This window comes from Antarcticimicrobium sediminis (assembly GCF_004348975.1).
Classification (GTDB): Bacteria; Pseudomonadota; Alphaproteobacteria; order Rhodobacterales; family Rhodobacteraceae; genus Antarcticimicrobium; species Antarcticimicrobium sediminis.
Window position 1 is genome coordinate 40,202 of sequence record NZ_SMFP01000007.1, and the last position, 26,312, is coordinate 66,513.

32 protein-coding genes are annotated in these 26,312 nt (G+C 64.4%); 19 read left to right on the forward strand and 13 right to left on the reverse strand.

The window, feature by feature from the left end:
* Positions 1–105: 105 nt before the first annotated feature.
* The 5 genes from E1B25_RS11775 to rnhA all read left to right on the forward strand — a co-directional run bounded on the left by E1B25_RS11775 (position 106) and on the right by rnhA (position 3,417).
* Complete coding sequence (locus E1B25_RS11775) at positions 106–678, forward strand: LabA-like NYN domain-containing protein (RefSeq protein ID WP_132829489.1); 573 nt, start codon at positions 106–108, stop codon at positions 676–678.
* A 282-nt stretch (positions 679–960) separates the two neighbouring features.
* A complete protein-coding gene (gene ispH, locus E1B25_RS11780) occupies positions 961–1,911 on the forward strand; it encodes a 4-hydroxy-3-methylbut-2-enyl diphosphate reductase (protein ID WP_132829490.1) in 951 nt (316 codons plus the stop codon).
* Positions 1,912–1,923: 12 nt separating this feature from the next.
* Positions 1,924–2,376 carry a DUF3429 domain-containing protein gene (locus tag E1B25_RS11785; RefSeq protein WP_132829492.1) on the forward strand — a complete coding sequence of 151 codons (453 nt, stop codon included), beginning with the start codon at positions 1,924–1,926 and terminating at the stop codon, positions 2,374–2,376.
* Positions 2,373–2,966 (forward strand): class I SAM-dependent methyltransferase, encoded by a 594-nt coding sequence (locus E1B25_RS11790; protein WP_132829494.1) that lies wholly within the window; start codon positions 2,373–2,375, stop codon positions 2,964–2,966. The genes E1B25_RS11785 and E1B25_RS11790 overlap by 4 nt, the downstream gene beginning before the upstream one ends.
* Positions 2,959–3,417, forward strand: coding sequence for a ribonuclease HI (gene rnhA / locus E1B25_RS11795; RefSeq protein WP_132829496.1), 459 nt, complete (start codon positions 2,959–2,961; stop codon positions 3,415–3,417). Before E1B25_RS11790 ends, rnhA begins: the two co-directional genes overlap by 8 nt.
* Here the strand turns inward: rnhA and E1B25_RS11800 are convergent.
* Both E1B25_RS11800 and E1B25_RS11805 read right to left on the reverse strand, forming a co-directional pair.
* Positions 3,414–4,964 (reverse strand): caspase family protein, encoded by a 1,551-nt coding sequence (locus E1B25_RS11800; protein WP_132829498.1) that lies wholly within the window; start codon positions 4,962–4,964, stop codon positions 3,414–3,416. The two genes, rnhA and E1B25_RS11800, sit on opposite strands and share 4 nt — an antisense overlap.
* An 85-nt stretch (positions 4,965–5,049) precedes the next feature.
* On the reverse strand, positions 5,050–5,412 hold the full coding sequence (locus E1B25_RS11805) for a response regulator transcription factor (protein WP_132829499.1): 363 nt from the start codon (positions 5,410–5,412) through the stop codon (positions 5,050–5,052).
* A 173-nt stretch (positions 5,413–5,585) separates the two neighbouring features.
* On the opposite strand from E1B25_RS11805, the gene E1B25_RS11810 reads away from it, so the two are divergent.
* Genes E1B25_RS11810 through E1B25_RS11820 form a run of 3 tightly spaced genes read left to right on the forward strand, consistent with a single transcriptional unit; the run spans position 5,586 to position 8,699 of the window.
* Entirely contained in the window at positions 5,586–6,584 is a 999-nt protein-coding gene (locus E1B25_RS11810) for a threonine-phosphate decarboxylase (RefSeq protein ID WP_132829501.1), read from the forward strand.
* Positions 6,581–7,501, forward strand: coding sequence for an adenosylcobinamide-phosphate synthase CbiB (gene cbiB / locus E1B25_RS11815; RefSeq protein WP_132829503.1), 921 nt, complete (start codon positions 6,581–6,583; stop codon positions 7,499–7,501). The genes E1B25_RS11810 and cbiB overlap by 4 nt, the downstream gene beginning before the upstream one ends.
* A 28-nt stretch (positions 7,502–7,529) precedes the next feature.
* Complete coding sequence (locus E1B25_RS11820; RefSeq protein WP_132829505.1) at positions 7,530–8,699, forward strand: lytic murein transglycosylase; 1,170 nt, start codon at positions 7,530–7,532, stop codon at positions 8,697–8,699.
* A gap of 61 nt (positions 8,700–8,760) precedes the next feature.
* Here the strand turns inward: E1B25_RS11820 and E1B25_RS11825 are convergent, their stop codons facing one another.
* From E1B25_RS11825 to E1B25_RS22545, 3 genes are all read right to left on the reverse strand, one after another.
* Positions 8,761–9,117: a hypothetical protein gene (locus E1B25_RS11825; protein ID WP_132829506.1), complete on the reverse strand. Its 357-nt coding sequence runs from the start codon at positions 9,115–9,117 to the stop codon at positions 8,761–8,763.
* 54 nt (positions 9,118–9,171) lie between these two features.
* Entirely contained in the window at positions 9,172–12,627 is a 3,456-nt protein-coding gene (gene smc / locus E1B25_RS11830) for a chromosome segregation protein SMC (RefSeq protein WP_132829508.1), read from the reverse strand.
* 125 nt (positions 12,628–12,752) lie between these two features.
* Complete coding sequence (locus tag E1B25_RS22545; RefSeq protein WP_245510700.1) at positions 12,753–13,205, reverse strand: hypothetical protein; 453 nt, start codon at positions 13,203–13,205, stop codon at positions 12,753–12,755.
* Between the two features lie 101 nt (positions 13,206–13,306).
* Between E1B25_RS22545 and E1B25_RS11840 the strand changes: the two genes are divergently transcribed.
* A complete protein-coding gene (locus E1B25_RS11840) occupies positions 13,307–14,092 on the forward strand; it encodes a FadR/GntR family transcriptional regulator (protein WP_132829510.1) in 786 nt (261 codons plus the stop codon).
* Positions 14,093–14,230: 138 nt separating this feature from the next.
* Here E1B25_RS11840 and E1B25_RS11845 read toward each other — a convergent pair whose 3' ends face one another.
* The 5 genes from E1B25_RS11845 to E1B25_RS11865 form a co-directional block, all read right to left on the reverse strand.
* Positions 14,231–14,791, reverse strand: a complete 561-nt coding sequence (locus E1B25_RS11845; protein ID WP_132829512.1) for a F0F1 ATP synthase subunit B — start codon at positions 14,789–14,791, stop codon at positions 14,231–14,233.
* Between the two features lie 5 nt (positions 14,792–14,796).
* The gene (locus E1B25_RS11850; protein ID WP_132829514.1) at positions 14,797–15,354 is read right to left on the reverse strand and encodes a F0F1 ATP synthase subunit B'; all 558 of its coding nucleotides are present in this window, start codon (positions 15,352–15,354) and stop codon (positions 14,797–14,799) included.
* An 89-nt stretch (positions 15,355–15,443) separates the two neighbouring features.
* Positions 15,444–15,668 (reverse strand): F0F1 ATP synthase subunit C, encoded by a 225-nt coding sequence (locus E1B25_RS11855; protein ID WP_084351458.1) that lies wholly within the window; start codon positions 15,666–15,668, stop codon positions 15,444–15,446.
* 52 nt (positions 15,669–15,720) lie between these two features.
* Positions 15,721–16,491 (reverse strand): F0F1 ATP synthase subunit A, encoded by a 771-nt coding sequence (locus E1B25_RS11860; RefSeq protein WP_206338544.1) that lies wholly within the window; start codon positions 16,489–16,491, stop codon positions 15,721–15,723.
* A 2-nt stretch (positions 16,492–16,493) separates the two neighbouring features.
* Positions 16,494–16,826, reverse strand: coding sequence for an AtpZ/AtpI family protein (locus E1B25_RS11865; RefSeq protein ID WP_132829516.1), 333 nt, complete (start codon positions 16,824–16,826; stop codon positions 16,494–16,496).
* Between the two features lie 233 nt (positions 16,827–17,059).
* On the opposite strand from E1B25_RS11865, the gene E1B25_RS11870 reads away from it, so the two are divergent.
* A complete protein-coding gene (locus E1B25_RS11870; protein WP_132829517.1) occupies positions 17,060–17,428 on the forward strand; it encodes an ArsR/SmtB family transcription factor in 369 nt (122 codons plus the stop codon).
* On the opposite strand, the gene E1B25_RS11875 is transcribed toward E1B25_RS11870, so the two are convergent.
* Genes E1B25_RS11875 through E1B25_RS11885 form a run of 3 tightly spaced genes read right to left on the reverse strand, consistent with a single transcriptional unit; the run spans position 17,373 to position 20,038 of the window.
* A complete protein-coding gene (locus E1B25_RS11875) occupies positions 17,373–18,209 on the reverse strand; it encodes a transglutaminase-like domain-containing protein (protein WP_132829519.1) in 837 nt (278 codons plus the stop codon). The genes E1B25_RS11870 and E1B25_RS11875 overlap by 56 nt on opposite strands.
* 36 nt (positions 18,210–18,245) lie before the next feature.
* On the reverse strand, positions 18,246–19,163 hold the full coding sequence (locus E1B25_RS11880; RefSeq protein ID WP_132829521.1) for a DMT family transporter: 918 nt from the start codon (positions 19,161–19,163) through the stop codon (positions 18,246–18,248).
* Positions 19,160–20,038, reverse strand: coding sequence for a LysR family transcriptional regulator (locus E1B25_RS11885; protein WP_132829523.1), 879 nt, complete (start codon positions 20,036–20,038; stop codon positions 19,160–19,162). The genes E1B25_RS11880 and E1B25_RS11885 overlap by 4 nt, the downstream gene beginning before the upstream one ends.
* 136 nt (positions 20,039–20,174) lie before the next feature.
* On the opposite strand from E1B25_RS11885, the gene E1B25_RS11890 reads away from it, so the two are divergent.
* From E1B25_RS11890 to rimM, 9 genes are all read left to right on the forward strand, one after another.
* Entirely contained in the window at positions 20,175–20,765 is a 591-nt protein-coding gene (locus E1B25_RS11890) for an FMN-dependent NADH-azoreductase (RefSeq protein ID WP_132829525.1), read from the forward strand.
* 334 nt (positions 20,766–21,099) lie between these two features.
* Positions 21,100–22,599 (forward strand): signal recognition particle protein, encoded by a 1,500-nt coding sequence (ffh, locus tag E1B25_RS11895; RefSeq protein ID WP_132829526.1) that lies wholly within the window; start codon positions 21,100–21,102, stop codon positions 22,597–22,599.
* Positions 22,599–23,147, forward strand: a complete 549-nt coding sequence (locus E1B25_RS11900; RefSeq protein ID WP_132829528.1) for a GNAT family N-acetyltransferase — start codon at positions 22,599–22,601, stop codon at positions 23,145–23,147. The genes ffh and E1B25_RS11900 overlap by 1 nt, the downstream gene beginning before the upstream one ends.
* Entirely contained in the window at positions 23,144–23,695 is a 552-nt protein-coding gene (locus E1B25_RS11905; RefSeq protein WP_132829530.1) for a GNAT family N-acetyltransferase, read from the forward strand. Before E1B25_RS11900 ends, E1B25_RS11905 begins: the two co-directional genes overlap by 4 nt.
* Positions 23,692–24,303: a GNAT family N-acetyltransferase gene (locus E1B25_RS11910; protein ID WP_132829532.1), complete on the forward strand. Its 612-nt coding sequence runs from the start codon at positions 23,692–23,694 to the stop codon at positions 24,301–24,303. Before E1B25_RS11905 ends, E1B25_RS11910 begins: the two co-directional genes overlap by 4 nt.
* Positions 24,304–24,334: 31 nt before the next feature.
* The gene (locus tag E1B25_RS11915) at positions 24,335–24,631 is read left to right on the forward strand and encodes a chorismate mutase (protein ID WP_132829534.1); all 297 of its coding nucleotides are present in this window, start codon (positions 24,335–24,337) and stop codon (positions 24,629–24,631) included.
* 99 nt (positions 24,632–24,730) lie between these two features.
* A complete protein-coding gene (rpsP, locus tag E1B25_RS11920) occupies positions 24,731–25,096 on the forward strand; it encodes a 30S ribosomal protein S16 (protein ID WP_132829535.1) in 366 nt (121 codons plus the stop codon).
* Positions 25,097–25,105: 9 nt separating this feature from the next.
* A complete protein-coding gene (bluB, locus tag E1B25_RS11925) occupies positions 25,106–25,741 on the forward strand; it encodes a 5,6-dimethylbenzimidazole synthase (RefSeq protein WP_425358935.1) in 636 nt (211 codons plus the stop codon).
* Positions 25,742–25,747: 6 nt separating this feature from the next.
* Positions 25,748–26,266 carry a ribosome maturation factor RimM gene (gene rimM / locus E1B25_RS11930; RefSeq protein WP_132829539.1) on the forward strand — a complete coding sequence of 173 codons (519 nt, stop codon included), beginning with the start codon at positions 25,748–25,750 and terminating at the stop codon, positions 26,264–26,266.
* Positions 26,267–26,312 lie beyond the last annotated feature (46 nt).

Consider the following 26,312-nt stretch of genomic DNA (forward strand, 5'->3'; position numbering starts at 1 on the left):
TTGCGGCACACTGAGATTCTCTTATTTTAAGCATATCTTTTCGCCAAATTTAATCACTCACATACGGAACGCCACGGCGAATTGAGCATATTGGAAGGACATTTGATGTTTTACAAAGACGAACGGCTTGCGCTGTTCATCGATGGTTCGAATTTATACGCTGCGGCCAAGGCCCTGGGGTTCGACATCGACTACAAACTGCTCCGGCAGGAATTTATGCGGCGCGGCAAATTGCTGCGCGCATTTTACTATACCGCCCTCCTTGAAAATGACGAGTATTCTCCGATTCGCCCCTTGGTGGACTGGCTGCATTATAACGGCTTCACCATGGTCACCAAACCGGCCAAGGAATACACCGACAGCATGGGGCGGCGTAAGGTCAAGGGCAACATGGATATCGAACTTGCAGTCGATGCCATGGAACTGGCGCCGCGCGTTGACCATATCGTGCTGTTCTCTGGCGATGGCGATTTTCGTCCGCTGGTGGCCAGCCTGCAACGCCAAGGGGTTCGGGTGTCTGTGGTCTCGACCATTCGCAGCCAGCCGCCGATGATCTCGGACGATCTGCGCCGCCAGGCCGATAACTTCATCGAGTTGGAGGAGTTGAAAGACGTGATCGGGCGTCCGCCGCGCGAAACCCAGGTGCAGCCACGTAGCGTTGCCTACGCGGCCGACTGAGCGGTCTTCGGGCTGAGGGCCGTGCCGGATTGGGGTCCGGCACGGCTTTCAGCCCCCCCGCTTGGGTGTTCATCGCATCCTGTTATGTGACCACATCGTTTGGCTTTAGCTGTCTTTGCCCCGACCTGCGGTTGCGCGGGCAAATCCCCCCCTCCTTTCGATGCCTTGTCTCCCACCTGCCAGCCTCTCACGCCGGATGGCCCTATCCGGGCTGAGTGAACGGCCCGCGGGCTGGACCATCGCGGCCAGAGGCCTTACCTGTCGGGTCAAGGAGACCGCGACATGAGCAAACCGCCCCTCACCCTGTATCTTGCCGCGCCGCGCGGGTTCTGCGCCGGCGTCGACCGCGCCATCAAGATCGTCGAAATGGCGCTGCAGAAATGGGGCGCGCCGGTCTATGTGCGCCACGAAATCGTGCACAACAAATTCGTCGTCGATGGGCTTCGCGACAAGGGGGCGGTCTTTGTCGAGGATCTGAAGGATTGTCCCGAGGATCGGCCGGTGATCTTCTCGGCCCATGGCGTACCGAAATCGGTCCCGGCCGAGGCGGCGCAACGGCAGATGGTCTATGTCGATGCCACCTGCCCGCTGGTGTCAAAGGTGCATATCGAGGCGCAGCGCCATTCTGAAAACGGGCTGCAGATGGTCATGATCGGCCATGCCGGCCACCCCGAAACCATCGGCACCATGGGCCAGCTTCCCGAGGGCGAGGTGGTGCTGGTTGAAACCCCCGAGGATGTGGCGAAGATTGAGGTGCGCAATCCCGACAAGCTCGCCTATGTCACCCAGACCACGCTCAGCATTGATGACACCGCCGATATCGTCGCCGCCCTGCAGGCCCGGTTCCCGGCCATCGTCGGGCCGCACAAGGAAGACATCTGCTACGCCACCACCAACCGGCAAGAGGCGGTCAAGGCGATGGCGCAAAACTGCGACGCCATGCTGGTGGTGGGCGCGCCGAACTCGTCGAATTCGCGCCGTCTGGTCGAGGTCGGCGCCAAGGCCGGATGCCGATATTCGCAACTGGTGCAGCGGGCCGACAACATCGACTGGCGCGCGCTGGAGGGGATCACCAGTATTGGCATCACCGCCGGGGCCTCGGCCCCCGAGGTGCTGGTAAACGAGGTCATCGACGCCTTTCGCGCCCGCTATGAGGTGACGGTGGAAACCGTACAGACCGCCGTCGAAAATGTAGAATTCAAGGTGCCGCGCGTGTTGCGCGCGCCAGCCTGACCGGGGCCGAGTTTGAGCCGCGTTCCCACCTTTCCGCTGCTGCTTGGCGTTGCCGGGCTGATCCCGTTCCTCTGGGGCGCCGCGACCTATCTGAGCGCCGATCTCGGGGCTTGGGGCGCGACCCGACTGGGGCCGCGGTTCGTCGGCCCCTATGTCCAACTGTTCTATGGCTCGGTGGTTCTCAGCTTCATGTCCGGCGTTCTTTGGGGCTTTGCCGCCCGCGCCCGCGGCGGTCAGGGCACAACCGGCTATGTGCTGGCGGTGCTGCCTGCGCTTTGGGCCTTTTTCATGACCGGCGGCGGGCCGGTGACGGCGGGCCTGAACCTGATCTTCGGCTTTGCCGGTCTGCTGCTGCTTGATGCCGCCTTTGCCCATTGGGGCCTCGCGCCGTCCTGGTGGTTGCGGCTGCGGCTGCGGTTCACCGGGGTGGTGATTGCCTGCCTCGCCGTGGGGGTCTGGCTGTGAGCGATCCCGAGACGATCCGCATCTACGACGAACGCGCGGCGGATTACGCCGGGATGACGGATGCCTATAACACGACGGACCCGCGCCTGACCGCATTCATCGCCGCCTGCCCGGCGGCGGGTCGGGTGCTGGATCTTGGCTGCGGGCCGGGCGCGGCGGCGGCGAAGATGGCCGAGGCCGGGTTGAAGGTCGAGGCGGTCGATGCCTCGGCCGCGATGGTGGAAATGGCGGCCAAACATCCCGGCGTCAGCGCCCGGCAGGCCACGTTCGACGAGATCACGGGCACTGCCACCTATGACGGCATCTGGGCCAATTTCAGCCTGCTGCACGCCCCCCGCGCCGATTTCCCCCGCCATCTGGCGGCGCTGCACCACGCGATCAAACCCGGCGGGGTCTTTCTGATCGGGCTGAAGCTGGGTAAGGGAGAAGCCCGCGACCGCATCGGGCGGCTCTACACCTATTACACCGAGGACGAATTGATGGACCACCTGCGCAAGGCGGGCTTCACGCCCGGCGATATCAGACATGGCAGCGGCGAAGGGCTGGACGGCTCCACCGCGCCGTGGATTTCGGTGATCGCCCATGGCTAAGTTGATCGCCTATACCGACGGGGCCTGTTCCGGAAACCCCGGTCCGGGCGGCTGGGGCGTGCTGCTGCGCGCGATCGAGGACGGCAAGATCGTCAAGCAACGCGAGCTCAAGGGCGGCGAAGCGGCCACCACCAACAACCGGATGGAGCTTTTGGCCGCGATCAACGCGCTGGAAAGCCTGACGCGCCCCACCGAACTCACCGTCATCACCGACAGCAACTATGTGAAGAACGGCATCACCGGCTGGATCTTTGGCTGGAAAAAGAACGGCTGGAAGAACGCGGCGAAAAAGCCGGTGAAGAACGTCGAACTTTGGCAGCGGCTGGACGCGGCGCAGCACCAGCACAAGGTGACCTGGGAATGGGTCAAGGGCCATGCCGGCCACCCGGAGAACGAACGCGCCGACGAACTGGCGCGCGAGGGGATGAAACCCTACAAGACCCGGGGCTAATCGCAGTCGAACAGCTTGCGTCGCGGCCCGATGCAATCCGAAGAAATGACCGGCGCCAGCTTAGTGGTGTCTTTGCGCGTTCGGGCACCGATGAGATTGGTGCCGGTGCCCTGCGGTGAGGACGCGGCCGCTGACCCGCGCACCGAAGGGGGCTTCGCAGGGGTTTTTTGCAGAGTTTTTTGCGCGGCTTTGGGCGCTGGGGCCTTGGCGGTTTGCGGTCGCGGACGGGCCGCCACCGGGGCCTGTTTGCATTCCGTTCCGGCATGGCGCGCCAGCAGGCTGCGGAGCACGATCAGTCCAACGACATCGCCCGGCATGGCGCTCGGCACCTCTATCCCGGCCGCATCGCCAAAGGCGGCAAGCCCGCGCCGCGAATTGCGACCCAAAATGCCATCAATACCACCCCGGTAGCAGCCGCTGGCGTGCAGCGCGCGCTGGATGTCACGGGCGACCTCTGCCGTCGTTGGCAAGACCGGGGCGGGGGCGGGCATCGGCTCTCCCCGCGTCTCGCCCGGCGGTTCGGTCTGCACCGTGTCCTGCACCGTTCCCTGTACGTTGCCCGGTAGTGTGCCCTGTGGTTCGGGGCGAGTGTCCTTGCGCAGCGCCTCGCGCCGCTCCAATGCAAAGCCGTACAGCGGATGGTCGCTCTGCCCCTGATGGCGGATCAAGAAGCCGTCCCAGCCGGCCAGCGTTCCGTCGCGGTCGATACGCACGAAATCCTCGGCCAAGGATACCCCCGCCGCGGTCTGCGCGGCGGATGTGTCGGGCGCAGGCGATTGGGGCTGGACGCCCGCGCTTTGCGGGTTGATCACATAGGCCCCGCCCCCCAGCGAGGAATAGACAAACGGCGCGGCCCCCGGCACGGACTTGCGCATCCCGTCGCGGACCCGGCCCAACACCCGGCGCACATCCGCCGGTGGCCCGTCCAGCGCGGCAAGAAACGCCGCCGTGAAGGGGGAATTGCCGCCCTCGGCCCCGTCCGGGGTGATCGCGCCCGCGGCGGCGGCATAGGCCACCAGCGTATCGCTCTGATTGGTGCGCAAATCGGCCAGCCCCTGCCCGATGGCGCGGCTTGATCCCGATTGTTGCATCCGGATGACGAACGGATTGTTCCGGCAGGCGTCCAGCACCACCATCTTCATCACATGCGCCCCCGAGATCTGACGCAGCACAAGATCCAGATCGACCATCTCCAGCGGCGCGTCGCGTTCATCCTCCAGCCGGGCATCGACCGGGACAAGGTAATTGACCCCGCCGATCTCGATCCCGTGGCCGGCGTAATAGACCAGCGCGATATCGGCACGATCCGCCATGTCGCGGAACTGACGCAGCGTATCGCGCATGCCGACCCGGCCCAGATTATCGCCGCGCATCACCGTGAATCCCTGCCGTGTCAGCGCCGCCGCCACGGCGGTGGAATCATTGCGGGGATTGTCCAGCGGGGCGACCGTGGAATAAGCGGAATTGCCGATCACCAGCGCCACCCGCTCGGCCCGGACGCCCGAGGACAGGATCAGCAGAATGAAAATCAGGAACAGACGGTGCATACCCAGCCCCTTGCTGTGAAACTGGACCCGTCACCACGAAACCCTGCGCGGGTCACATACGCGCGTGGACCCGGGCCCCAACACGTCACCGCGGTTTGCCGTGATGTTCCACGATCGCCGCCAGATCCTCGGGCGTTGTGCTGCTGCGGACATAGGCGCAGGCGTTGGCGCTGAGGGCAAAGATCGACCCATCAGAGAAAAAGCTGGTATCGGTGACAAACACCACCCGCGTTTCCGGGCTGCTATAGCTAGCGAAATCGGCCACCGCCAGCGCGCTGCCCTCAGTCAGCATCAGGTCCAGCACGATGATGTCGAACCGCCCCGACTGCAACGCAAGGATTGCCGCACTTTGGGTTTGGACCAGACTCACCGTCCCGCCCTCTCGCCGCAGATGCCGCGCCCAGAGGTCGCCAAGATCCGGATCGCTTTCGACGATGAGAATATCCATGGCCTCGTCCTGCGCGAATTTGCGCCTCCTCATGGCGTTACCTTGCCGCGTTAACCTTTGATGTTAACCTGTTTTGTCGCGTTCTCCAAACACAGACCTGACGGCTGGCTTGTGCCGAGGCGAAAAATCCGGTTGAAGCGGCCCAATCCCCCCTTTCAGACCGGGTTTGTCCAATGCCGCACCTTGCCCCGCCCGATACTTCTCCTACGGCTCACCCCGGGACCCAACCCACGGCACAACCCGGTCGCGATCACGGCGGTGGGCTTGATGGTGCCATCACCCGTTTCGGGGGCACGCGCGGCGACTGGCTGGATCTGTCGACCGGCATCAACCCGGAGCCCTATCCGCTGCCACGGATCCCCGCGGCGGCCTGGGCCGCCCTGCCCGACCACGCCGCGCAAGACGCGCTGACGCAGGCCGCGCGCGCCTTTTGGCGGGTGCCTGCAGGGGCCGGGGTGCTAGCCGCACCCGGGGCCTCGGCGCTGATCGCACGGCTGCCCGCGTTGGCCGCGCCGGGGCGGGTGCGGATCGACGCGCCCACCTATAACGAACACGCCGCCGCCTTTGCCGCCATGGGCTGGGCGCGGGCGGAAGATGGCCCGGTCGAGGCCCGGGTCTTGGTGCATCCCAACAACCCCGACGGCCGGCTCCGCCACGCGGGCGAGGCTGACGCGCCGCTCACCGTCATCGACGAAAGCTTTTGCGATATCTGCCCGGAACAGAGCCTTGTTGCGCTGGCCACCCGTCCCGGTGTCGTGGTGCTGAAAAGCTTTGGAAAGTTCTGGGGGCTGGCCGGGCTGCGGTTGGGCTTTGCCATAGCCACCCCCGACACCCTTGCGCGACTGGCCGAGATGCTGGGGCCATGGCCGGTCTCTGGCCCCGCCTTGCGGATCGGGGCGGCAGCGCTGCGCGATACCAGTTGGACCGAGGCAACGCGAGCGCGGCTGGCGCGCGATGCCGCCCGGCTGGAAGCGTTGATGACCGGGCGCGGCGCCACGCCTGCGGGCGGCACCGACCTGTTCCGCCTGTACCATCTGGACGATGCCTCTCTCTGGCAGGAGCGGCTGGCCCGGCACCATATCTGGACGCGCGTCTTTCCCTATTCGCCGCATTTGCTGCGGCTGGGCCTGCCCCCGGCGACGGGCTGGGACCGGCTGGAAGCGGCGCTGTGAGCACCGCCGCGCTTCTTACCGCCGCGCTCCTCCTCGATGGGCTGTTGGGCGAGCCAGAGTGGCTATGGTCGCGGCTGCCGCATCCGGCGGTGCTGATGGGGCGTGTGGTGGCCGCGCTGGATCGCTGGCTGAACCGGGGTGAGGCGCGGGTGATCAAAGGCGCATTGGCGGTCGCGCTGCTCGCGCTTGGGGCGCTGACGCTGGGCCAGCTCATTGCCGGGCTGGGGCCGGTGGCCGAGATCCTTGTTGCCGCGATCCTGCTGGCACAGCGCGCGCTGGTCGAGCATGTGCGCGCGGTGGCCACCGGGCTGCGCCAGTCCCTGCAGGCCGGGCGCGATATGGTGGCCCGGATTGTCAGCCGCGACACCCACGACATGGACGAGAGCCGGGTCGCCCGCGCTGCCATCGAAAGCGCTGCGGAAAACCTCTCGGACGGGGTAATCGCGCCGGCCTTCTGGTTCCTGATTCTGGGGTGTCCGGGGCTGATTCTGTACAAGGCGATCAACACCGCCGACAGCATGATCGGCTATCGCAATCCGCGCTATGAGCAGTTCGGCAAGGCCGCCGCCCGCGCCGACGATTTGCTGAACCTGATCCCGGCGCGGCTGACCGGCCTGTTGATCGCGCTGTTCACCGGCCAGATGCGGTATTGGTCCGATATCACGGCGGATGCGCGGCGGCACCGTTCGCCCAATGCTGGCTGGCCCGAGGCGGCGATGGCGCGCGCGCTGGATGTCGCACTAGCCGGACCGCGCAGCTATGATGGGCAGATGCGCGATCTGCCTTGGGTCAACCGGACCGGACGCCAGCACATCGGCGCGCCCCAGATCGAGGCCGCCGCGCGTCTGCTTTGGCGGGTGTGGCTGGTTTTCCTGTTGCTGGTTGTTGCCTGCGCGCTGCTGCTGCCGCTATGGTGACGGGTAATTTGACAAGGATATTGATTTCATGCGCCTTTTTGCCCCTTTGATTGCCCTGTGCCTTGCCGCGCCCATCGCCCATGCGCAATGCGGCGGCCCGTTTCCCGCCTTTGTCGACGGGCTGAAATCCGAAGCGGCGGCCAAGGGCTTTGACGCCGCGACGATCGACGCCTTTTTCCGCCCGGTGCGGCAAGACCCCAAGGTGCTGCGCGCCGACCGGGCGCAGGGCGTGTTCCAAAAGCCCTTCATCGACTTTTCCCGCCACCTGATCTCGCAGAACCGGATCGACAAGGGCCGCGCCATGGCGCGCAAATACGCCACCACCTTTGATCGGATCGAACGCGACTATGGCGTCTCGCGCGGGGTGCTGCTGGCGTTCTGGGCGTTTGAAACCGATTACGGCGGGTTTCAGGGGGATTTCAACACCTTGAACGCGCTGACCACGCTGGCGCATGACTGCCGCCGCCCGCAGATCTTCCGGCCCCAGATCTTTGCCGCGCTGGAGCTTTACAAACATGGCGATTTCGACCCGGCGCGCACCACCGGCGCCTGGGCCGGAGAGATCGGCATGGTGCAGATGCTGCCGCGCGATATTCTCGAAAACGGTATCGACGGGGATGGGGACGGGCATGTGCGGCTGAAAACCTCGGCCCCAGATGCGCTGATGTCTGGGGCCAAGATGCTATCCAGTCTGGGCTGGCGCGCGGGCGAGCCGTGGCTGCAGGAAGTGCGGGTGCCCGACACGCTCGACTGGTCACTGACCGGCCCCGGCCAGACCCTGAGCGTGGCGCAGTGGGCGCAGATGGGCGTGCGCCCGCGTGAGGGCAAACTGGCCAAAGACACGCTGTCCGCCTCGATCATCCTGCCGCAGGGGCGCAACGGGCCAGCCTTTATCGCCTATCCGAATTTTCAGGTCTATTTCGAGTGGAACCAAAGCTTTACCTACGTGCTGACCGCCGCCTATTTCGCCAACCGACTGGAGGGGGCGCGGGTCTATGACGCGCGCAATCCAGAGCCGGGGCTGACCGGGGCGCAGATGAAGGAGCTGCAGCGTCGATTGAAGGCAAAGGGGTATGATGTCGGCAAGATCGACGGCATCCTCGGCGCCGGGACCCGCACCGCAGCGCAGGCCGAACAAAAGCGGTTGGGCCTGCCCGCCGACGCTTGGCCCACCACGGCGCTGCTGAACCGGCTTTAGGCGGGCGAAACCGCCGCTTTGCACCTATTCCCCTTCCCTCTCATCGGGGGGAGGGACAGGATCAGTTCCCTATGCCCAGTTCAAACTTGAACGGAAACCGCTCGCTGCCCTCGGTGACCAGCATGTGCATCTGGCCATCGCGCAGATACACGTCGCAGCCTCCATCCCCATCCCCTGTGGAAATACACAAGCGCCCGTCAGAAAGCAGGGTGAAGGCCCCGAATTGCGTCGGCGCGCCGGGATCCGAGGGGCGGCGCACGGACCCGTCCGGGGCAAACTGCGGCGTGTCAGGATTAAAGAACCGGGTCGGCGCGTCCAGATAGAACCCGTCGAAATCCTCAGACGGCCAATCCCAGCCCTGCGCCGACAACGCGACGGGACATAACAGAAGACTCAGCCAAAGCGGAATATGGGTCATGCCCGATCCTATCGCACCGGGATTGTGTGGGTGCAATCCTGCGTTCGCGCCACGTCACGCCACCAGTGATTCGGCCTTTTTGAGGTCGACCGAGACAAGCTGGCTGACGCCCTGTTCCTGCATGGTGACACCGTACAGGCGATCCATCCGGCCCATGGTCACCGCATGGTGGGTGATGATCAGGAACCGCGTGTCGGTCTGGCGGCACATCTCGTCCAGCAGATCGCAAAACCGGGTCACATTGGCATCATCCAGCGGCGCGTCGACCTCGTCGAGCACACAGATCGGCGCCGGGTTGGCCAGGAACACCGCAAAAATCAGCGCCAGCGCCGTCAGGGTCTGTTCCCCGCCCGACAGCAGCGACAGGGTGGACAATTTCTTACCCGGCGGCTGGCACATGATTTCCAGCCCGGCCTCCAACGGATCGTCGCTTTCGACCATGACCAGATTCGCCTCGCCACCGCCGAACAGGTGACGAAACAGCATGGTGAAATTGCTGTTCACCTGCTCGAATGCGGTCAACAGCCGCTCGCGCCCCTCGCGGTTCAAGCCCGCGATCCCGCTGCGCAGGGTCTTGATCGCCTCTTCCAGATCGGTCTTTTCACGAGACAGGGTATCGAATTCTTCCTGCACTTCGCGGGCGTCCTCTTCGGCGCGCAGATTGACTGCCCCCAAGGCGTCACGCTGCCGTTTGTAGCGGTTCACGTCGGCCTCCAGTTCATCGGCGGCGGGCATGTCCTCGGGCGCAGCGTCAAGCTGGTTCAACAGCTGGTTCGGGGTCAGCTGCATGTCTTCCGCGATACGTTCAGCGGCGCTTTGCACCATCTCGCGGGCGGCCTCTGTCCGCGCCTCGGCGGCGGCGCGCCCCTCGCGCGCGTCCGAGGCGTGACGCTCGGCATCGCGCTCGGCCTGAATCGCGGCGCGCTGGGTGATCTCTCCGGTGGCCAGCGCATCGGCGGCGGTCGCGCGGCGGGCCTCGGCCTGCTCGGACGCCTCTGTCAGCTCCTCACGCTTTTCGGCGATCTGCTCGGGCACCGCGCGAGCGATATCGAGCTCTTCCTCCGAGGCTTCCTTGCGTTCGACCAGTTCCGCGATGCGGCGTTCGGCGGTCTCAAGCCGGTGCTTCCAGCCGCTGATTTCCTTGGTCACCTCTTGCTGGCGCTTGATTCGCGCCTCGCCATCGCGGCGCAGTTCGTCATGGGCTGAACGACGGGTCAACATGGTGATGCGCGCCGCCTCGACCGTCTGTTTGATCGCCTCGACCTGCGCCCGGGCGCTGTCCAGATCGCCAAGCTCGGTCAGCCCCGCCTCGGCCTCGCGCAGCTGCGCGCGCGCGGCCATCGCGTCTTCCTTGTGGCGCGTCACCGCCAGCCCGAGGTTTTCCAACCGGCCTCCGGCCAGATTGCGCTCGGACTCGGCCCGGCTCATGGCGCGGGCGGCGTCAGCGACACGCTGATCGGCAGCGCGTCGGGCGTCGCGGGCGGCCTTGTCGGCCTCGGTCACCTCGATGAGCTTGCGACTCAGGCTTTCATGGGCGGCGCGGGTGCCCTCAGCCCGGGCGGTGACCTGCTCCAGCTCCTGTTTCAGGGCTTCCAGCCGGTTCAACTGTTCCAGCCGCAACGCGGCGGCGGAGGGGGCGTCCTCGGCCCAGGCACGGAACCCGTCCCAGCGCCACAGATCGCCCTCCAGCGTGACCAACCGTTGCCCCGGTTGCAACAGCGGTTGCAGCCGCGCCCCGTCCTCGGCCTCGACCACCCCGATCTGACTGATACGGCGGCCCAGCACCTCGGGCACGGTGACATAATTGGCCAGCCCCGTGATCCCGTCCGGCAACAGTTGCGCGGCGCCATAGCCGGGCAGCGTGGCCCAGCCCGAGGGGCCGTCTTCATCGACCACGGGGGCGCGCAGATCGTCGGCCAGCGCCGCGCCAAGAGCCTTTTCATAGCCCGGCGTCACCCGCAGCAGGTCAAGCAACTGCCCGCCCTCGGCGGTGTCACGCGCCACCAGCTTGGCCAGCGCCGTGGTCTCGGCGCGCAAAGCACCCGCCTCGCCCTCGGCCTCAGAGCGCTGCGCGCGGGCCTCGGATTCGCGCGCCTGAGTGTCGTTGCGCATCTCGTCCACGGCGGCCAGAGTCTCTTCGGCGGATTCGGCGGCTTCCTGCGCCTCTTCCGCAGCCTCCTGCGCCGTCTCGAAGGCCTCATCAGCCCCCTGCAACGCCTGTTCGGCCTCGGCCACGGCCCGGCGGGCCTTTTCCTCTTCGTCTTCCGATCGCGTCAGCATCTTGCGGCTGTCGTCCAAAAGCCGCTGCGCCGACTGGTGCCGGGCGGCCAGACGCGCCACATCCTCGGTCACCTGGCTGAGCATTTCCTCGCGTTCCTGCAACACGGCGGCGGCCTCGTGCGATTGCTCTGCCGCCTCGCTCAGCTTGTCGTCCTGTCCGTCGCCCGCCTTGGCCAGTTCGCGCGCTTCCCATTCCAGCCGCTCAATGGTCTCGCCCGCGTCGCGGTTCAGCCCAGCCTCGCGTTCGATATCGCGGGCAAGCTGGTCGATCCGTGCGGTCAGTGTCTCGATCGTCTTGCGCGCGCGAAGTTCTTCGTCGCTTAGCGTGTTGCGTTCGACCTGCAAGCGTTGCAGCACGGCGGCGGCGATCGCCTCTTCCTCACGCAGCGGCGGCATCGCCTCGTCAGCGCTAGCGCGGGCGCGAATGGCCTGCTGCGCGGCACTTTCGGCCTGCGCCGCCCCAGTGGTACGCTCGCGCAACACAGCCTCGGCGCTTGCGCGCGCCTCGTCCGCCTCGCGCCAGCGCCGATACAGCAACATCCCCTCGGCCAGACGCAGGCTTTCTCCGATCTCGCGATAGCGCGCCGCCTGTCGGGCTTGGCGCGCCAACTGCCCCAAATGCGTCGCAAGCTGCTCCAACACGTCATCTATGCGGGTCAGGTTGGTCTCGGTTCCACGCAACTTCAGCTCGGCCTCGTGGCGACGCTGGTACAGGCCGGAAATCCCCGCCGCCTCTTCCAGAATGCGGCGGCGCGCGGTGGGTTTGGCGTTGATCAGTTCCGAGATCTGGCCCTGCCGCACCAAGGACGGCGAATGCGCCCCGGTCGAGGCATCGGCGAACAACATCTGCACATCGCGGGCGCGCACATCCTTGCCACTGGCCTTGTAGGCGCTGCCGACATCGCGGGTAATCCGGCGCAGGATCTCAAGCGTATCGCTGTCGTTGAACCCCGCCGGCGCCAGCCGCTCGGAATTGTCGATCAACAGCGAAACCTCGGCAAAGTTGCGCGCTGGCCGTGACCCGGAGCCGGCAAAGATCACATCTTCCATGCCCGAGCCGCGCATCGCCTTGGCGCGGGTTTCGCCCATCACCCAGCGCAGCGCTTCCAACAGGTTCGACTTACCGCAGCCATTCGGCCCGACAACCCCGGTCAGCCCTTGGGCGATCAACAGGTCGGTCGGGTCAACAAAGCTTTTGAAGCCGGTCAGTCTGAGCTTGGTAAAGCGCACGGGCAGGCCATCTTGATTCCAGTTGAACCTGAAATGTGGTCGCTTGCCCCGCCGTGAGTCAACGGGTTTACCGCTGTATCTGGCGTGGAAGCCGCAGTTATCCCCAATATATTGACGTTTTCACGCTATTCTGCGCGACGAACCGCCGAAGACGCGATACGGCAGCGAAAAACCGGATACCCCGCTTTTGCCGCCGCCCCCGGCAAAAGCTGGCAGCCCGTGTTCAGCCGCTCGATCGGAGCCTTCCGGTCCGGGCAGGCGATCCGCCCGGTCGCCAGCGCCTGATCGCCCAGCACCTTTGTCACCGAACAGCCACTGACCAATGCCATTGCCAGCCCCGCCCGGTCCCGGATCGGACCGAACCGGGGCGCGTATTGCGGGTTCACGCGGATCGCTTCGGCCAGATGCCACCGCAGGCGCACATCAAACACGCTGTCATTGACCGCGATCCGGGTTGCCGCCTGCCCCCGGAAATGCGGCGAGGGCGTGTTGCAGCCGATCAGAACAAGGCAGAAGATCAAACAAAGGCATCGCATGTCACCCAGTGTGGCACAGATCCCCTTAACCAGATCTTGCACGCCGGCGTCCTGTTCTCGGCGGTCGTGGCTGCGCCCCCTGATTGCGGTTGAGGCATGCCCGGTGCGGCCTTATAACGCCCTATACTCATCTGGAAATCGCAATGCCCTTTCAAAAGGTCCAGCCCGAAAAACTGTCCACCTCGGTTGTCCGTCAGATCGAAAAGCTGATCTTGCGCGGTATCCTGCGTCCGGGTGAACGGTTGCCGTCCGAACGCGATCTTGCTGACCGGCTTGGTGTGTCGCGCCCCTCGCTGCGCGAGGCGGTGGCCGAGCTTCAGGCGCAGGCGCTTCTGGCCACCAAGGCGGGGTCGGGGATCTATGTCGCCGATGTCCTCGGGTCGGCGTTTTCTCCGGCGCTGATCCGGCTGTTCGGCAGCCATGACGAAGCGGTGTTCGACTATCTTTCGTTTCGCCGCGACATGGAGGGGCTGGCCGCTGAACGCGCTGCGCGGCTTGGCTCGGAGAGTGATTTGAAGGTGATACAGGCGATCTTTGGCAAGATGGAAGCGGCGCAAGGCCGGTCCAACAATGCCGAGGAAGAGGCCCAGTTGGACGCGCAGTTTCATTCAGCCATCATCGATGCCAGCCACAACGTGGTGATGCTGCACATGATGCGGTCGATGTATGATCTGCTGCGTCAGGGTGTGTTTTATAACCGTCAGGTGATGTTCAAACAGCGCACCTCGCGCGCCGCCCTGCTGGACCAGCACCGGGCGATCAACACCGCGCTTCAGGCCCGCAATCCCGCCGGAGCCCGCGCAGCTGTCGAGGCGCATCTGGACTATGTCCAATCCGCGCTGGAGGATCACAAACGAGCCGAAAAGAACGAGGCGATCGCGCAACAGCGTCTGCAACACGAAACCGGACGCGACAGCCGCAGAGGATAAATGCTGCGGTCAGAGCCGGGGCAAGACCCGCGTTTCGCTCAAGCCCCCGCGCATGCCCACCGCCAAACAAGCCATCACGCAAAAGAAAAACCCGGCCACTGGCCGGGTTTTCTGTCGTTTCAGATCTGCGCCTGAAGCTCAGTGCAGCTTGGCGTCCACCTCTGCGATGGCCCCGTCGATCAGCTTGTTGCCTTCGGCAGCGCTCATCTGTTTGGCGATCACATCGTTGGCAGCCGCAATCGCGATGGTCACGGCCTGATCACGAACCGCCTTGATCGCAGCGGTCTGGGCCGAAACAATCTTGTCTTCGGCCGCAGCCAGACGGCGGACGATGGATTTCTCCAGATCGGCCTTGGCCTGTTCGGCAGCCGCAACGGCATCGGTCCGGGCATGTGCCACGATCCGTTCGGCCTGTGCCTGCACGTCCTTCTGCTTGCGCTCATACGAGGCCAGCAGTGTCTGTGCCTCTTCGCGCAGAGCACGGGCTTCGTCCAGCTCGGCCTTGATGCCAACGGCGCGATTGTCCAACGCCCCGCCGATCATGCCGGGAACCTTGAAATAGAACAGGACCCCGACGAAGACGAGAAAGGCGATCAACACCACGAAGTTGGTGTTGTGCAGCGAGAAGAACGGGCCGCTGGCGGCCAGCGCGGGGCTGGCAAAGCCGAGGCTCAGGAGAAGGGCGGTCAAATTACGCATCTGTCTTACCCTTTCATCCGCTCGGTGATGGCGCCGGTAACGGCAGCCGCGTTGGCCTTGAAGCCCAGCGCCGTGACGATTTCCGCCGCGGTGTCTTTGGCCACTGCTTCGATGCTTTCCAGCGCGCTGGCACGAATGGCAGCGATTGCCTTCTCGGACTCGGCGGTTTTTGCCGCGATGTCCGCATCGGCCTTTTCGATGGCCAGATCGAGATCGGCCTGAATTTCGGCCCGCGCCTCAGCAGAGATCCGCTGTGCCTCGGACCGGGCTTCGGCCAGTGCCTTGTTGTACGCCTCTTCGGCCTCGGCGGCTCTCGCCTTGAGGTCTTCGGCTGCGGCCAGATCGTTGGTGATGGTCCCGGCACGTTCGGCCAGAATGCCGCCAATGCGCGGCAGCGCCACCCGCGACAGAATCAGGTAGATCACCACAAGCGTGACAACCAGCCAGAAAATCTGGTTCGGAAAGGTCGCAAAATCCAGCTGCGGCATGCCCGGACCGCTTTCGGCGGCGCCATGTGCCATGTCGACAGCGGCTTGACCTGCGTCGTGCGTCTCAGTTGCCATGTCGTCCTCCTTGGGAACTTAGCCTACTTCGGGCAGCGCGGGTTAATCCCGGGCTGCCCGACCGTAAGGATCAGATGTTCCGAAGGCGCTTAAACGGCGAACATCAGCAGCAAAGCAACCAGGAACGAGAAGATGCCCAGTGCTTCTGCAAATGCGATACCGATGAACAGGGTCGCGGTCTGACCGGCTGCGGCCGACGGGTTGCGCAGGGCCCCCGACAGGAAGTTGCCGGCAACGTTACCAACCCCGATTGCGGCTGCGCCGGAACCGATTGCTGCGAGGCCTGCGCCGATGTGTGCGAGATCGCCTTCCATATTGAGTACTCCTTAGGATGGAAAGTTGCGTTGTTAGGATACGGGTCGAACCTTAGTGCGAGGGATGCAGCGCATCCTTCAGATACACACAGGTCAGAATGGTAAAGACATAGGCCTGGATGAAGGCCACGAGGACCTCCAGACCGTACATGGCGGTGATCGCCAGAACCGACACCGGGCTGACGATGGTGAGCGCGGCAAAGCCTGCGAACACCTTGATCACCGCGTGGCCCGCCATCAGGTTGCCGGCCAAACGAATGGAGTGGCTGACGGGGCGAACGAAGTAAGAAATCAATTCGATGATCGCGAGGATCGGGCGCAGCGGCAGGGGCGCGCTCGATACCCAGAACAGACCAAGGAAGGCGGCGCCATTCTTGACGAAGCCAAGGATTGTCACGCTCAGGAACACCAGCATCGCAAGCACCACGGTGACGGCGAAATGCGAGGTGGTGGAGAAGGACAGCGGCAGCAACCCGAGGAAGTTGGCGGACACGATGAACATGAACAGCGTCATCACATAGGGGAAGAACTTCACCCCTTCCTTGCCGCAGATATCCACGACCATCTTGTGAACAAAGCCATAGGCCATCTCGGCGATCGACTGCATCCGCGACGGAACAACAGCGCGGCGCGACGTGCCCATGACCAGCAGCACGACGATTGCCACGATCGAAAGCCCCATCCACAGAGCCGCGTTGGTCGGCGTGTACCAAGCCAGCGTGTCGCCTCCGAACAGCGGTTTCACGATGAACTGATCCATCGGGTGGAATACCAGGCCGCCACTCTCGGCGGCGTGTTCTGCACCATGCGCTTCGGTTGCCACGTTCAGTCCCTCTCGTCGTCTCGTCCGGCCTCTTCGGCCAATTTCTGCTCCTGGAGTTCTTGCGCCGTGCGAAGCATCGTCTTCACTCCGGCGGCAAGGCCCAGCATTGTAAACAGCACCAGAAAGATCGGGATCGTCCCGAACAGGCTGTCCAGCCCGTATCCGATGCCAAAGCCGATCCCAAGACCGGCAACAAGTTCGACCACCATCCGCCAGGCATGTTGCGCCTGAGAATAATGTTCATCCGCACGGGGTGTTGGCGCCTGCGCCTTTTTCGCCGCTGCGATCCGTGCCTCCAGCTGCGCCATGCGCTGCTTTTGGTCCTCATCACTCACCGGCGATTACCCCTCGCTTTTTCAAGCATGGTGCTAAGCGGGCGAGGGCATAGAGTCAATCACTAGAATGACACCCCAAGAAAACCCGTAACACGCTGTTTTAGTGAGCATTTTCAGCAAGAAGAAGGGGCGGGGGCCACGCCAGGGGCCGGCACGTGGGCGCGAAACCGGCAAAAGAGCATATTCAACCAAATGGTTGACGATTGCCGCCGCCCGGCGCTAGGGGCTGGGTCATGATCAATCCGCTCGACATGGTTTTCGCCGCCCTCGCCGACCCTACGCGGCGCGCGATCCTGTCGATGCTGCTGGAAGACGACATGGCGGTGACGGATGTGGCCGAGCCGTTCGAGATGTCGCTGGCCGCCATCTCCAAGCATCTTTCCATCCTGAGCCGCGCCGGGCTGATCAGCCAAGAGCGGCGCGGCCGGGTCAAATGGTGCAAGCTGGAGCCCGACGCCCTGCGCCCCGCCAGTGTCTGGATGCAGGGGTTCGGTCAGTTCGAGCCGGTGAACCTGGATGCGTTCGAGCGGTTTCTCGAAACCGAGCTCAATACGCCAGAGCGCGATAGCCCTGAAACCGGATCTCCAGATCCGGCCGGCTGAAGGTTCCGTCCGCCTCGATCCACCACGGCTCGCCCAGCAGCTTTATATCGTGCAGCCCGGCGGCGGCAAAGCTGAGCCCCATCGAATGCGCCATCGGCACCCGCACCCCCGGCTTGGGATTCAGCCCCGGCCGGATCTCGCGGGTGCCAAGCTTGAGGTGATGGGCGATGTCCCATTCCTGCACCAGCCCCTCGGTGCGGGTCACCACCCAGCAATGCATATCCTCGCAATGGGTGCGTTTCTGATCGGGGATGAAATAGCCGGTGACATATCCCGCCTCATAGCCCGCCGCACGGCAGGCGGCGATGAAATAGGCGTTGATATCGACACAAGACCCAACCGTCAGCGAACAGATTTGCGGGATCTCGTCCTGACCGTCATAGAAACGGGTGCCCGGGTGGCCATAGGTAAACAGCCCCGCGACATGATCGGCCAGCGCCTTGATCCCCGCCGGATCGCGGCCATCGGCAATCTCGCGCATCTCTGTGCTCAACGCCGCCGCGCTGCGGGTAAAGCGGCTGTCGCGCGGGGTGAACAGGGCCTCGGGATAGGGCGCGCCGCTGCGTATGAAGCGCCACGCGATTTCGACCTGCTCGGCGGTGGGCGTCAGCTCCATCGCATGTTGCGCCGCCAGCGGGTCCGCGATCAGGCGCACCCCGGCGCCCTGGACCGTGACGGAAAGCGGCGCCGCATGTGGCGTGGCAAGCCCGACAGGGGCCAAAAGCACCCCACCCTTGCGGGCCGGAAACGAAACGGTGAGGCAAATATCTTCTTCGGTCATGTCACCCTCTTATCCGGTGCCGATGACCGTTTCATGTCAGCCGTCCTGCTCCAGCAACAGAATCAAGGCCACCGCCGTCATCGCGATCCCCACCAGCACCAGCGCGGGTGGCGCGCCGTGGCCCATCGCGATTTCCCACAAGATCACCCAGGACGGCGTCAGATAAGTATAGGCCATCACCTTGGCCGAGGGCAGCCGCAGCGTGGCGAATTGCAGCAGAACGAATGTCATCGCGCTGGTAAAGATCGCCAGATAGAACAGCCCGATCCAGACAATGGGCGGCAACGCCATCCAGTTGGTGGCGCGGATGTCGGACCAGCCATAGACCAGCAGCACCAGAAACCCCGCCACCAGCATGCCAAAGGTGAACATCACCGCCGGTTCCCCGCGATTCAGCCGCCGCACCATCGGGGTATAGGCCGCATGCGCGATGCAACCGATGAAATAGATCGCCTCGCCCTTGCCGATATGGAAGGCCTTTGCCGTCTGCCAGTCGCCATCAAAGATCACCCAGACCGCCCCCGCCGCCCCCACGGCCAGCGCACCCGCCATGCGTGCGGTGGTGACCTGTCGCAGGATCCACCAGCCAAACAGGCCGGACAGGATCGGGGTCAGGGTAAAGACCGCCGCGGCGCTGATTGGCGCGGCGGTCTTCAGCCCTTCGAACATCAGCACGAAATAGGCGGCAAAAATCCCGCCCAGCAGCAGATAGCGCCAAGGTGCGGTAAAGGCCGACCGCGTCATCTTGCCGGTGGCGGCGGCCAGCGTCCCGATCACCACTGCCGCAATGGCGAACCGCGCCGCCGTGAGCGCCGCCGGCGCGATCTCGTTCGCGACCTGCGCCCCCAGCGAAAACGACCCCGCGACCAGCGCCGAAAACGTCAGCATCGCCAGATGACCCTGCAGATGCGGGCTTAGCCGGGATCGTTTGTCCGCATCGGCACCGGCGCTCATGTGCACCACCCCTGCGCGTGATCCTTGAGGAAGGTCAGAAAGCTTTGCACCTTGTTGGTGCGATGCAGATCCACATGGGTGACCAGCCACAGCGTCGCGGACCATTCCTCTCGCGGGGGGATCACCTGCACCAGGCCGGATTCGCGCGCCGCCGCCCATGTTGACATGAACCCGATGCCAGCCCCGGCCAGAATCGCCTCGGACAAGGCTTCGCGGCTATTGCCGCGAAAGGTGATCGCCGTATCCGGCACATGGCTGTGCAGCCATTTGTAATAAGGCGCGGGGGTGTCGGGGTCATCGGCGCTGATAAAGTGGTGATCGCCGAACGACTCGACCGAGTCTGGTACGCTGTGGCGCGCGACATAGGATTCGCTGGCATATAACGCCACGGGCAGATGCGCGAACCGCTGCACCACATTGTCGGGTTGATCCGGGATCGAACCCGCGCGGATCGCCACATGCGCCTCGCCATATTCCAGACGGAACAGCCTTTCCCCGGTCAGGAACCGCAGGATCAGGCCCGGATGTTCCGCCTGAAACGCGCTCATCACAGGCACCAGCAGCGGCGACAGCGAGGCCAGCGAGGTCACCACCAATTCGCCCGTCACCCCGTCGCCCTGCCCTTTGAGCCGGCCGGAGAGTTGGTTGAATTGATCCTCGGTCGCCTGTGCCACCCGCAACAGGTCGGTTCCGGCCTCGGTCGGCGTATAGCCGCGCGCGTGGCGCTGGAACAGCTTGACCCCCAGCCGTTTCTCGATCGCGTCGATATGGCGGATGACGGTGGCATGGTGCACGCCCAGCACCTCGGCCGCGCCGCTGACGGTGCCCATCCGCGCCACCTGGAACGCGGTGCGGATCTCGTCCCAGTTGTCCATACGCTTCTCCGACTATGTGCATCAGATCTATGTGCATCAGATCACAGGCCCCCCTGCTTTTTGAGCAATTGCGTACACTGACGCAAGGCGTATCTCTCTGACCCAAAGCAACACACCCCCCAGCGGAGTTTCAAAGATGACCCATGTTCTTAGGATCAACAGTTCGATCAAGGGCGAAGCTTCGGTTTCGCACAAGCTGCTGGATCGCGCTCAGGCAAAACTGACCGCCGCCCACCCCGATGCCGAGGTGGTAACGCGCGACCTCTCTGCCGGTGTGCCCGCAATCGACGGCAACTGGATCGGCGCAGTCTTCACCCCAGCTGAAAGCCGCAACGTCGCGCAGGCCGAAATCGCCGCCTATTCCGATGCGCTGCTGGCCGAGGTCCGCGCCGCCGACGTCCTGCTGATCGGTCTGCCGGTCTATAACTTCGGCGTGCCGGGCCAACTCAAGTCCTGGTTCGACCATCTGGCTCGCAAGGGCGAGACCTTCCAATACACCGAAGCCGGCCCCGAAGGCTTGCTGAAGGGCAAGCGCGCCATCGTCGTCTTCACCTCGGACGGGACCAAGTTCGGTTCCGAGATCGACTTTGCCTCAGGCTGGGTCAGGCAGATGCTGGGCTTCTTCGGCATCACCGACGTGCAATTCGTCCATGCCGACCAGATGGTCTTTGATGCCGAAGCTACGCTGAAGGCGGCCGAGGCCCAGGTCGACGCACTGGCCGCCTGAGCCTGATCCGTCGCGCCCCTCTCCCGCCAGCGTTACGCTGTCCGACACCGGCGTGCCCGCCTCTGGGCGCGCCGTTTTCGTTTGCCCTCACCAAGCTTGACACTGGCAAACTTGACTCTGGCCCGCAAACCCCTTAACCGCCGTTCCAACCATCCGGGAGCGCAAAGTCTTCCGGTCCCGCCTATCAGGGATCGCCCCCCACCAGCGAGTTTCGCCCGTGGGGGCAAAACTGTTTGGGGATTTCCCCTCGCCCGTCGAGGGGGTTTGAGAATTGAACCGCCCGCTCCTATCTTTGGGGCGACATATGAAAACCGGAGAAGGAGCCTGCTGGCCCATGTTTGAAAATCTATCCGAACGCCTCTCCGGTGTCTTCGACCGGCTGACCAAACAAGGCGCGCTCTCGGAAGAGGACGTCAAGACTGCCCTGCGCGAGGTGCGCGTCGCCCTGCTTGAGGCGGACGTATCGCTGCCCGTTGCCCGCGACTTTGTGAAAAAGGTGCAGGAACAGGCCACCGGCCAGGCGGTGACCAAATCGGTCACCCCGGGTCAACAGGTCGTCAAGATCGTCCATGACACGCTGGTCGATGTGCTGCGCGGCGAGGGCGACCCCGGGGCGCTCAAGATCGACAACCCGCCAGCGCCCATCCTGATGGTCGGGCTTCAGGGCTCGGGCAAGACAACGACCACCGCCAAGCTGGCCAAACGGCTCAAGGAGCGGGAGGGCAAGCGGGTTCTGATGGCCTCGCTCGACACCAACCGCCCCGCCGCAATGGAACAGCTTGCGATTCTGGGCAGCCAGATCGGCGTCGACACCCTGCCGATCGTCAAGGGCGAGGATCCGGTCGCCATCGCGAAACGCGCCAAGACCCAGGCGTTGCTGGGTGGCTATGATGTCTACATTCTGGACACCGCCGGCCGGCTGCATATCGACGAAGAACTGATCCAGCAGGCGGCACAGGTCCGCGACGTGGCCCAGCCGCGCGAGACCCTGCTGGTGGTCGATGGCCTGACCGGTCAGGACGCGGTCAATGTCGCCGCTGAATTCGACGACAAGATCGGCGTCACCGGCGTTGTTCTGACCCGGATGGACGGCGACGGACGCGGTGGCGCCGCGCTGTCGATGCGCGCCGTGACCGGCAAGCCGATCCGCTTTGTCGGTTTGGGCGAAAAGACCGATGCGCTGGAAACCTTTGAGCCCGACCGGATCGCCGGTCGTATCCTTGGCATGGGCGACATCGTCGCGCTGGTCGAGAAGGCGCAGGAAACCATCGAGGCCGAACAGGCCGAAAAGATGATGCGCCGCATGGTCAAGGGTCAGTTCAACATGAACGACCTGAAGATGCAGCTGGAACAGATGCTCAAGATGGGCGGCATGGAAGGCATGATGTCGATGATGCCCGGCATGGGCAAAATGGCGAAACAGGTCGAAGAGGCCGGTTTCGACGACAAGATCATCCGCCGCCAGATCGCTCTGGTGCAATCGATGACCAAAAAGGAACGCGCCAACCCCAAGCTGTTGCAGGCCAGCCGCAAGAAACGGATCGCCAAGGGCGCCGGGCTTGATGTGAGCGATCTGAACAAGCTTCTCAAGATGCACCGCCAGATGGGCGACATGATGAAGAAGATGGGCAAGATGGGCAAAGGCAAGATGCTGAAACAGGCCATGAAGGGCATGTTCGGCAAGGGTGGCCTGCCCGAAGACATGGCCGCCGGCATGGACCCCAAGGCCTTGGAACAGGCGGCGCGCCAGATGGGCGGCGGCGGCGGGCTTCCCGGCCTCGGCGGCGGCATGGGTCTGCCCTCCGGGCTGAGCGGGTTCGGGAAGAAGAAGTGATGACAGCGCTTGCCATCCCCACGCTTGAGACCGAACGGCTGATCCTGCGCGCCCCGGGTCCGCAGGATTTCGGCCCCTTCGCCGCTTTCTATGCCAGCCCGCGCGCCGATTTCGTCGGCGGCCCGCTGAACGCCGAGGGCAGCTGGCGCATGCTGGCGATGGAAATCGGGCATTGGACGCTCAAGGGCTTTGGCCGCTGGACCGTGACCGCAAAGGACAGCGACGCGGCCATCGGCATGGTCGGGCTGTTCGAACCGGAAGGCTGGCCCGAACCGGAAATCGGTTGGGATCTGTTCAACGGGCACGAGGGCAAAGGCTATGCCACCGAGGCTGGCGGTGCCGCGCGCGCCTATGCCTATGACGTGCTGGGCTGGCAAACCGCGATCAGCCTGGTGAAACCGGCCAATACCGGCTCGGCCCGCGTGGCCGCCCGGTTGGGTGCGCACCATGACGGTGATTTCACCCATGAACGCCACGGGTTTATGCAGATCTGGCGCCACCCGGCCCCCGGCGACCTTTCCGATGGCGGGATGGAAGCCTACGCATGAGCGCGCTCACCCTTCATATCCCCACCGTGGAGACCGGGCGGTTGATCCTGCGCGGCCCCGAGGCGCGCGACTTCGACGCGCTCGCCGCGTTCTTTGCCGACGAGGGCCGCAGCTGGGGCTTTGGCGGGCCGAAAACCCGCAACGAGGCTTGGCGCTGGTTCGCTGGCAATATCGGTCACTGGGCGCTGCACGGCTATGGCTTCTGGACGGTTGAAACCCGCGAGGGCGGCCAGATCATCGGGATCGTCGGCCTGTGGAACCCCGAAGGCTGGCCCGAGCCGGAACTGGGCTGGGTGATGTTCGAGGGCAGTGAGGGCAAAGGCTATGCCTATGAGGCGGCGCAGGCCGCGCGCGCGCATGCCTATGGGTCCATGGGCTTTACCACGCTAACCAGCAACATCTTTCCGGGCAACGCGCGCTCTGTCGCGCTGGCCGAACGGCTGGGTGCCCGATACGAACGCGACTACACCAACGTCACCGATGAGACCGAGATGGCCTATCGCCACCCCGGCCCCGAGGCGCTGGCCAAGGCGGAGGGCGCGGCATGACCGATCTTGCCCCTTCCATCCCGGTGATCGAAACCAAACGCCTGATCCTGCGCGGCCCCGAGGCCGAGGATTACCCGGATTTCAAGAGCACCTTCACCAGCTATCGCGCGCGGTTCATGGGCGGCCCGCTGAACCCCTATGAGTCCTGGATGCTCTATGCCGCCGAGATCGGCCATTGGCAGATTCGCGGCTATGGCATGTGGATGATCCACGACAAGGCGAGCGACGAGACCTATGGCATGGCCGGCGGCTGGAAACCGGCGATGTGGCCCGAGGCTGAAATCGCCTGGGTGATCTGGCCCGACAGGGCTGGCAAGGGCTTTGCGCTGGAGGCGACCCATGCGGTGCGCCGGTTCCTGTACCAGCAAAAGGGCTGGACCACCGCCGTCAGCTATATCGACCCCATGAATCTCGACTCGATCCGGCTCGCCGAGCGGCTTGGCGCGGTCAAGGACAGTGACGCGCAGTCCGTTGATGGCAGTGACGCCGTCTATCGCCACCCCGCGCCGGCGAAACTTGACGGCAGCCAGTTGGCGCATGGGATCGAGATGGAGATCGGCCACTATGCCGACCCGAAGTTCAAACCGGAAGGGTGGGCCATTGACTGATCCCCATCGCCCCGCAGAAGGACCCCGGCCCATGACCGATGACGCCGCCCGCGCCGCAGCACTCCTGATGGAACATCGCGAAAGCATCGACCGTCTTGACGCGATCCTCGTCTATACTCTGGGCGAGCGGTTCAAGCACACACAGGCTGTCGGGAAACTGAAAGCCGAACACGACCTTCCCCCGTCCGATCCTGCCCGCGAAGCAACCCAGATCGAACGGCTTGAAGACCTTGCGAAACAGGCCCATCTGGACCCTGAATTTGCCAAGGCATTCCTGAACTTCATCATTGATGAAGTCATCCGCCACCACAAGAAACACCAAGAATGACCCTCTGAATCAGCCAACACCAAGACTGACCCCAGAGGTCGAGAAACACCCGAAATAACCGGGACTTTCCCGGTCAACGCCATCAAAGGAGAATCCACCATGGCAATGAAAATCAGACTGGCCCGCGGCGGCTCGAAAAAACGTCCCTTTTACCGCATCGTGGCCTCCGACAGCCGCATGCCGCGCGATGGCCGTTTCATCGAAAAGCTGGGCACCTATAACCCGCTGCTGCCCAAAGACAGCGAAGAGCGCGTGAAAATGGACGTCGACGCCGTCAAAGCATGGCTCGACAAGGGCGCCCAGCCCACCGACCGCGTTGCCCGCATGCTGGAAGCTGCCGGCATCATCGAGAAGAAAACCCGCAGCAACCCCAACAAGGGCGAGCCGGGAACCAAAGCCAAGGAACGCGCCGAGCAGAAAGCCGCCAAGGCCGCCGAAGCTGCCGAGGCTCCGGCCGAGGACTAAGTCGTGCCCCTGCGGGACACAGCGTTTTCCACTGAGTTTCGCAGCCAGCTCGATCTGCTGATGCGGCTCCGGCGCGATGTGCGCCGGTTCCGCAGCGATCCGGTGGACGAGGCGGCGCTGGCGCGCTGCCTCGCCACCTTTGCTCTGGCCCCCTCGGTGGGGCTGAGCCAACCCTGGCGCATCCTGCGCATCGAAACCGATGCCGCCCGCGATGCTGCCCTGAAGAATTTCCAAGACAGCAACACCGACGCGCTGGCCGGCTATTCCGGCGCGCGGGCCAAGCTCTATAGCCAGCTGAAACTTTCCGGCATGCAAGAGGCACCGGTGCAACTGGCGATTTATTGCGACGATGATACCACCCAGGGCCACGGGTTGGGGGCGCACTCCATGCCCGAGATGCGCCGCTATTCGGTGGCCTGCGCCATCACCCTGTTCTGGTTGCGCCTTCGCGCCGAGGGGCTGGGTCTGGGCTGGGTGTCGGTTCTTGACCCGGCGCGGCTGAACCGTGACCTCGAGGTGCCACAAGGCTGGCATCTGATCGGATATTTTTGCCTAGGACACCCGGAAGCTGTATCAGAAACCCCTGAACTGGAACAAAAGGGATGGGAGCGCCGACGCGCCGCCCTGCCCATTGAAATCCGCTGAGGCCCCATGACGAATTCACCTGTTGATACCCTGGTCTGTGTCGGCGCCATCGGCGGTGCCTTTGGCGTGCGCGGCGAGCTGCGGCTCAAAAGCTTTTGCGCGGTGCCCGAGGACATCGAGGGTTATGCCCCGCTCAGCACCGAGGACGGCACGCGCAGCTTTACCGTGCGACTGACCGGGCGCACCACGAACGGGCTGACCGCGCGCCTTGGCGGGGTGGACAGCAAGGAAGCGGCCGACGCGCTGCGCGGGATGCGCCTGTTTGCGCCGCGCGAGCGGCTGCCCGCCCTGCCAGACGACGAATATTATCACGCCGACCTGATCGGCGTGGAGGTGTTGGACACCGGCGGCACGGTGCTGGGCCATGTCAAATCGGTGCAGAACCATGGCGCCAGCGACCTGTTGGAGATCGCCGCCCCGGGGACGAACTCCACCGTGCTGCTGCCCTTTACCCGCGAGGCAGTCCCCACCGTCGATTTGGAGGCCGGACGCATCATCGCTGACCCGCCCGACGGGCTGTTCTGATGATCGCCCGCCCCGGTCGCGCAGGCTTTGCGCCAGCTTGGGGGGC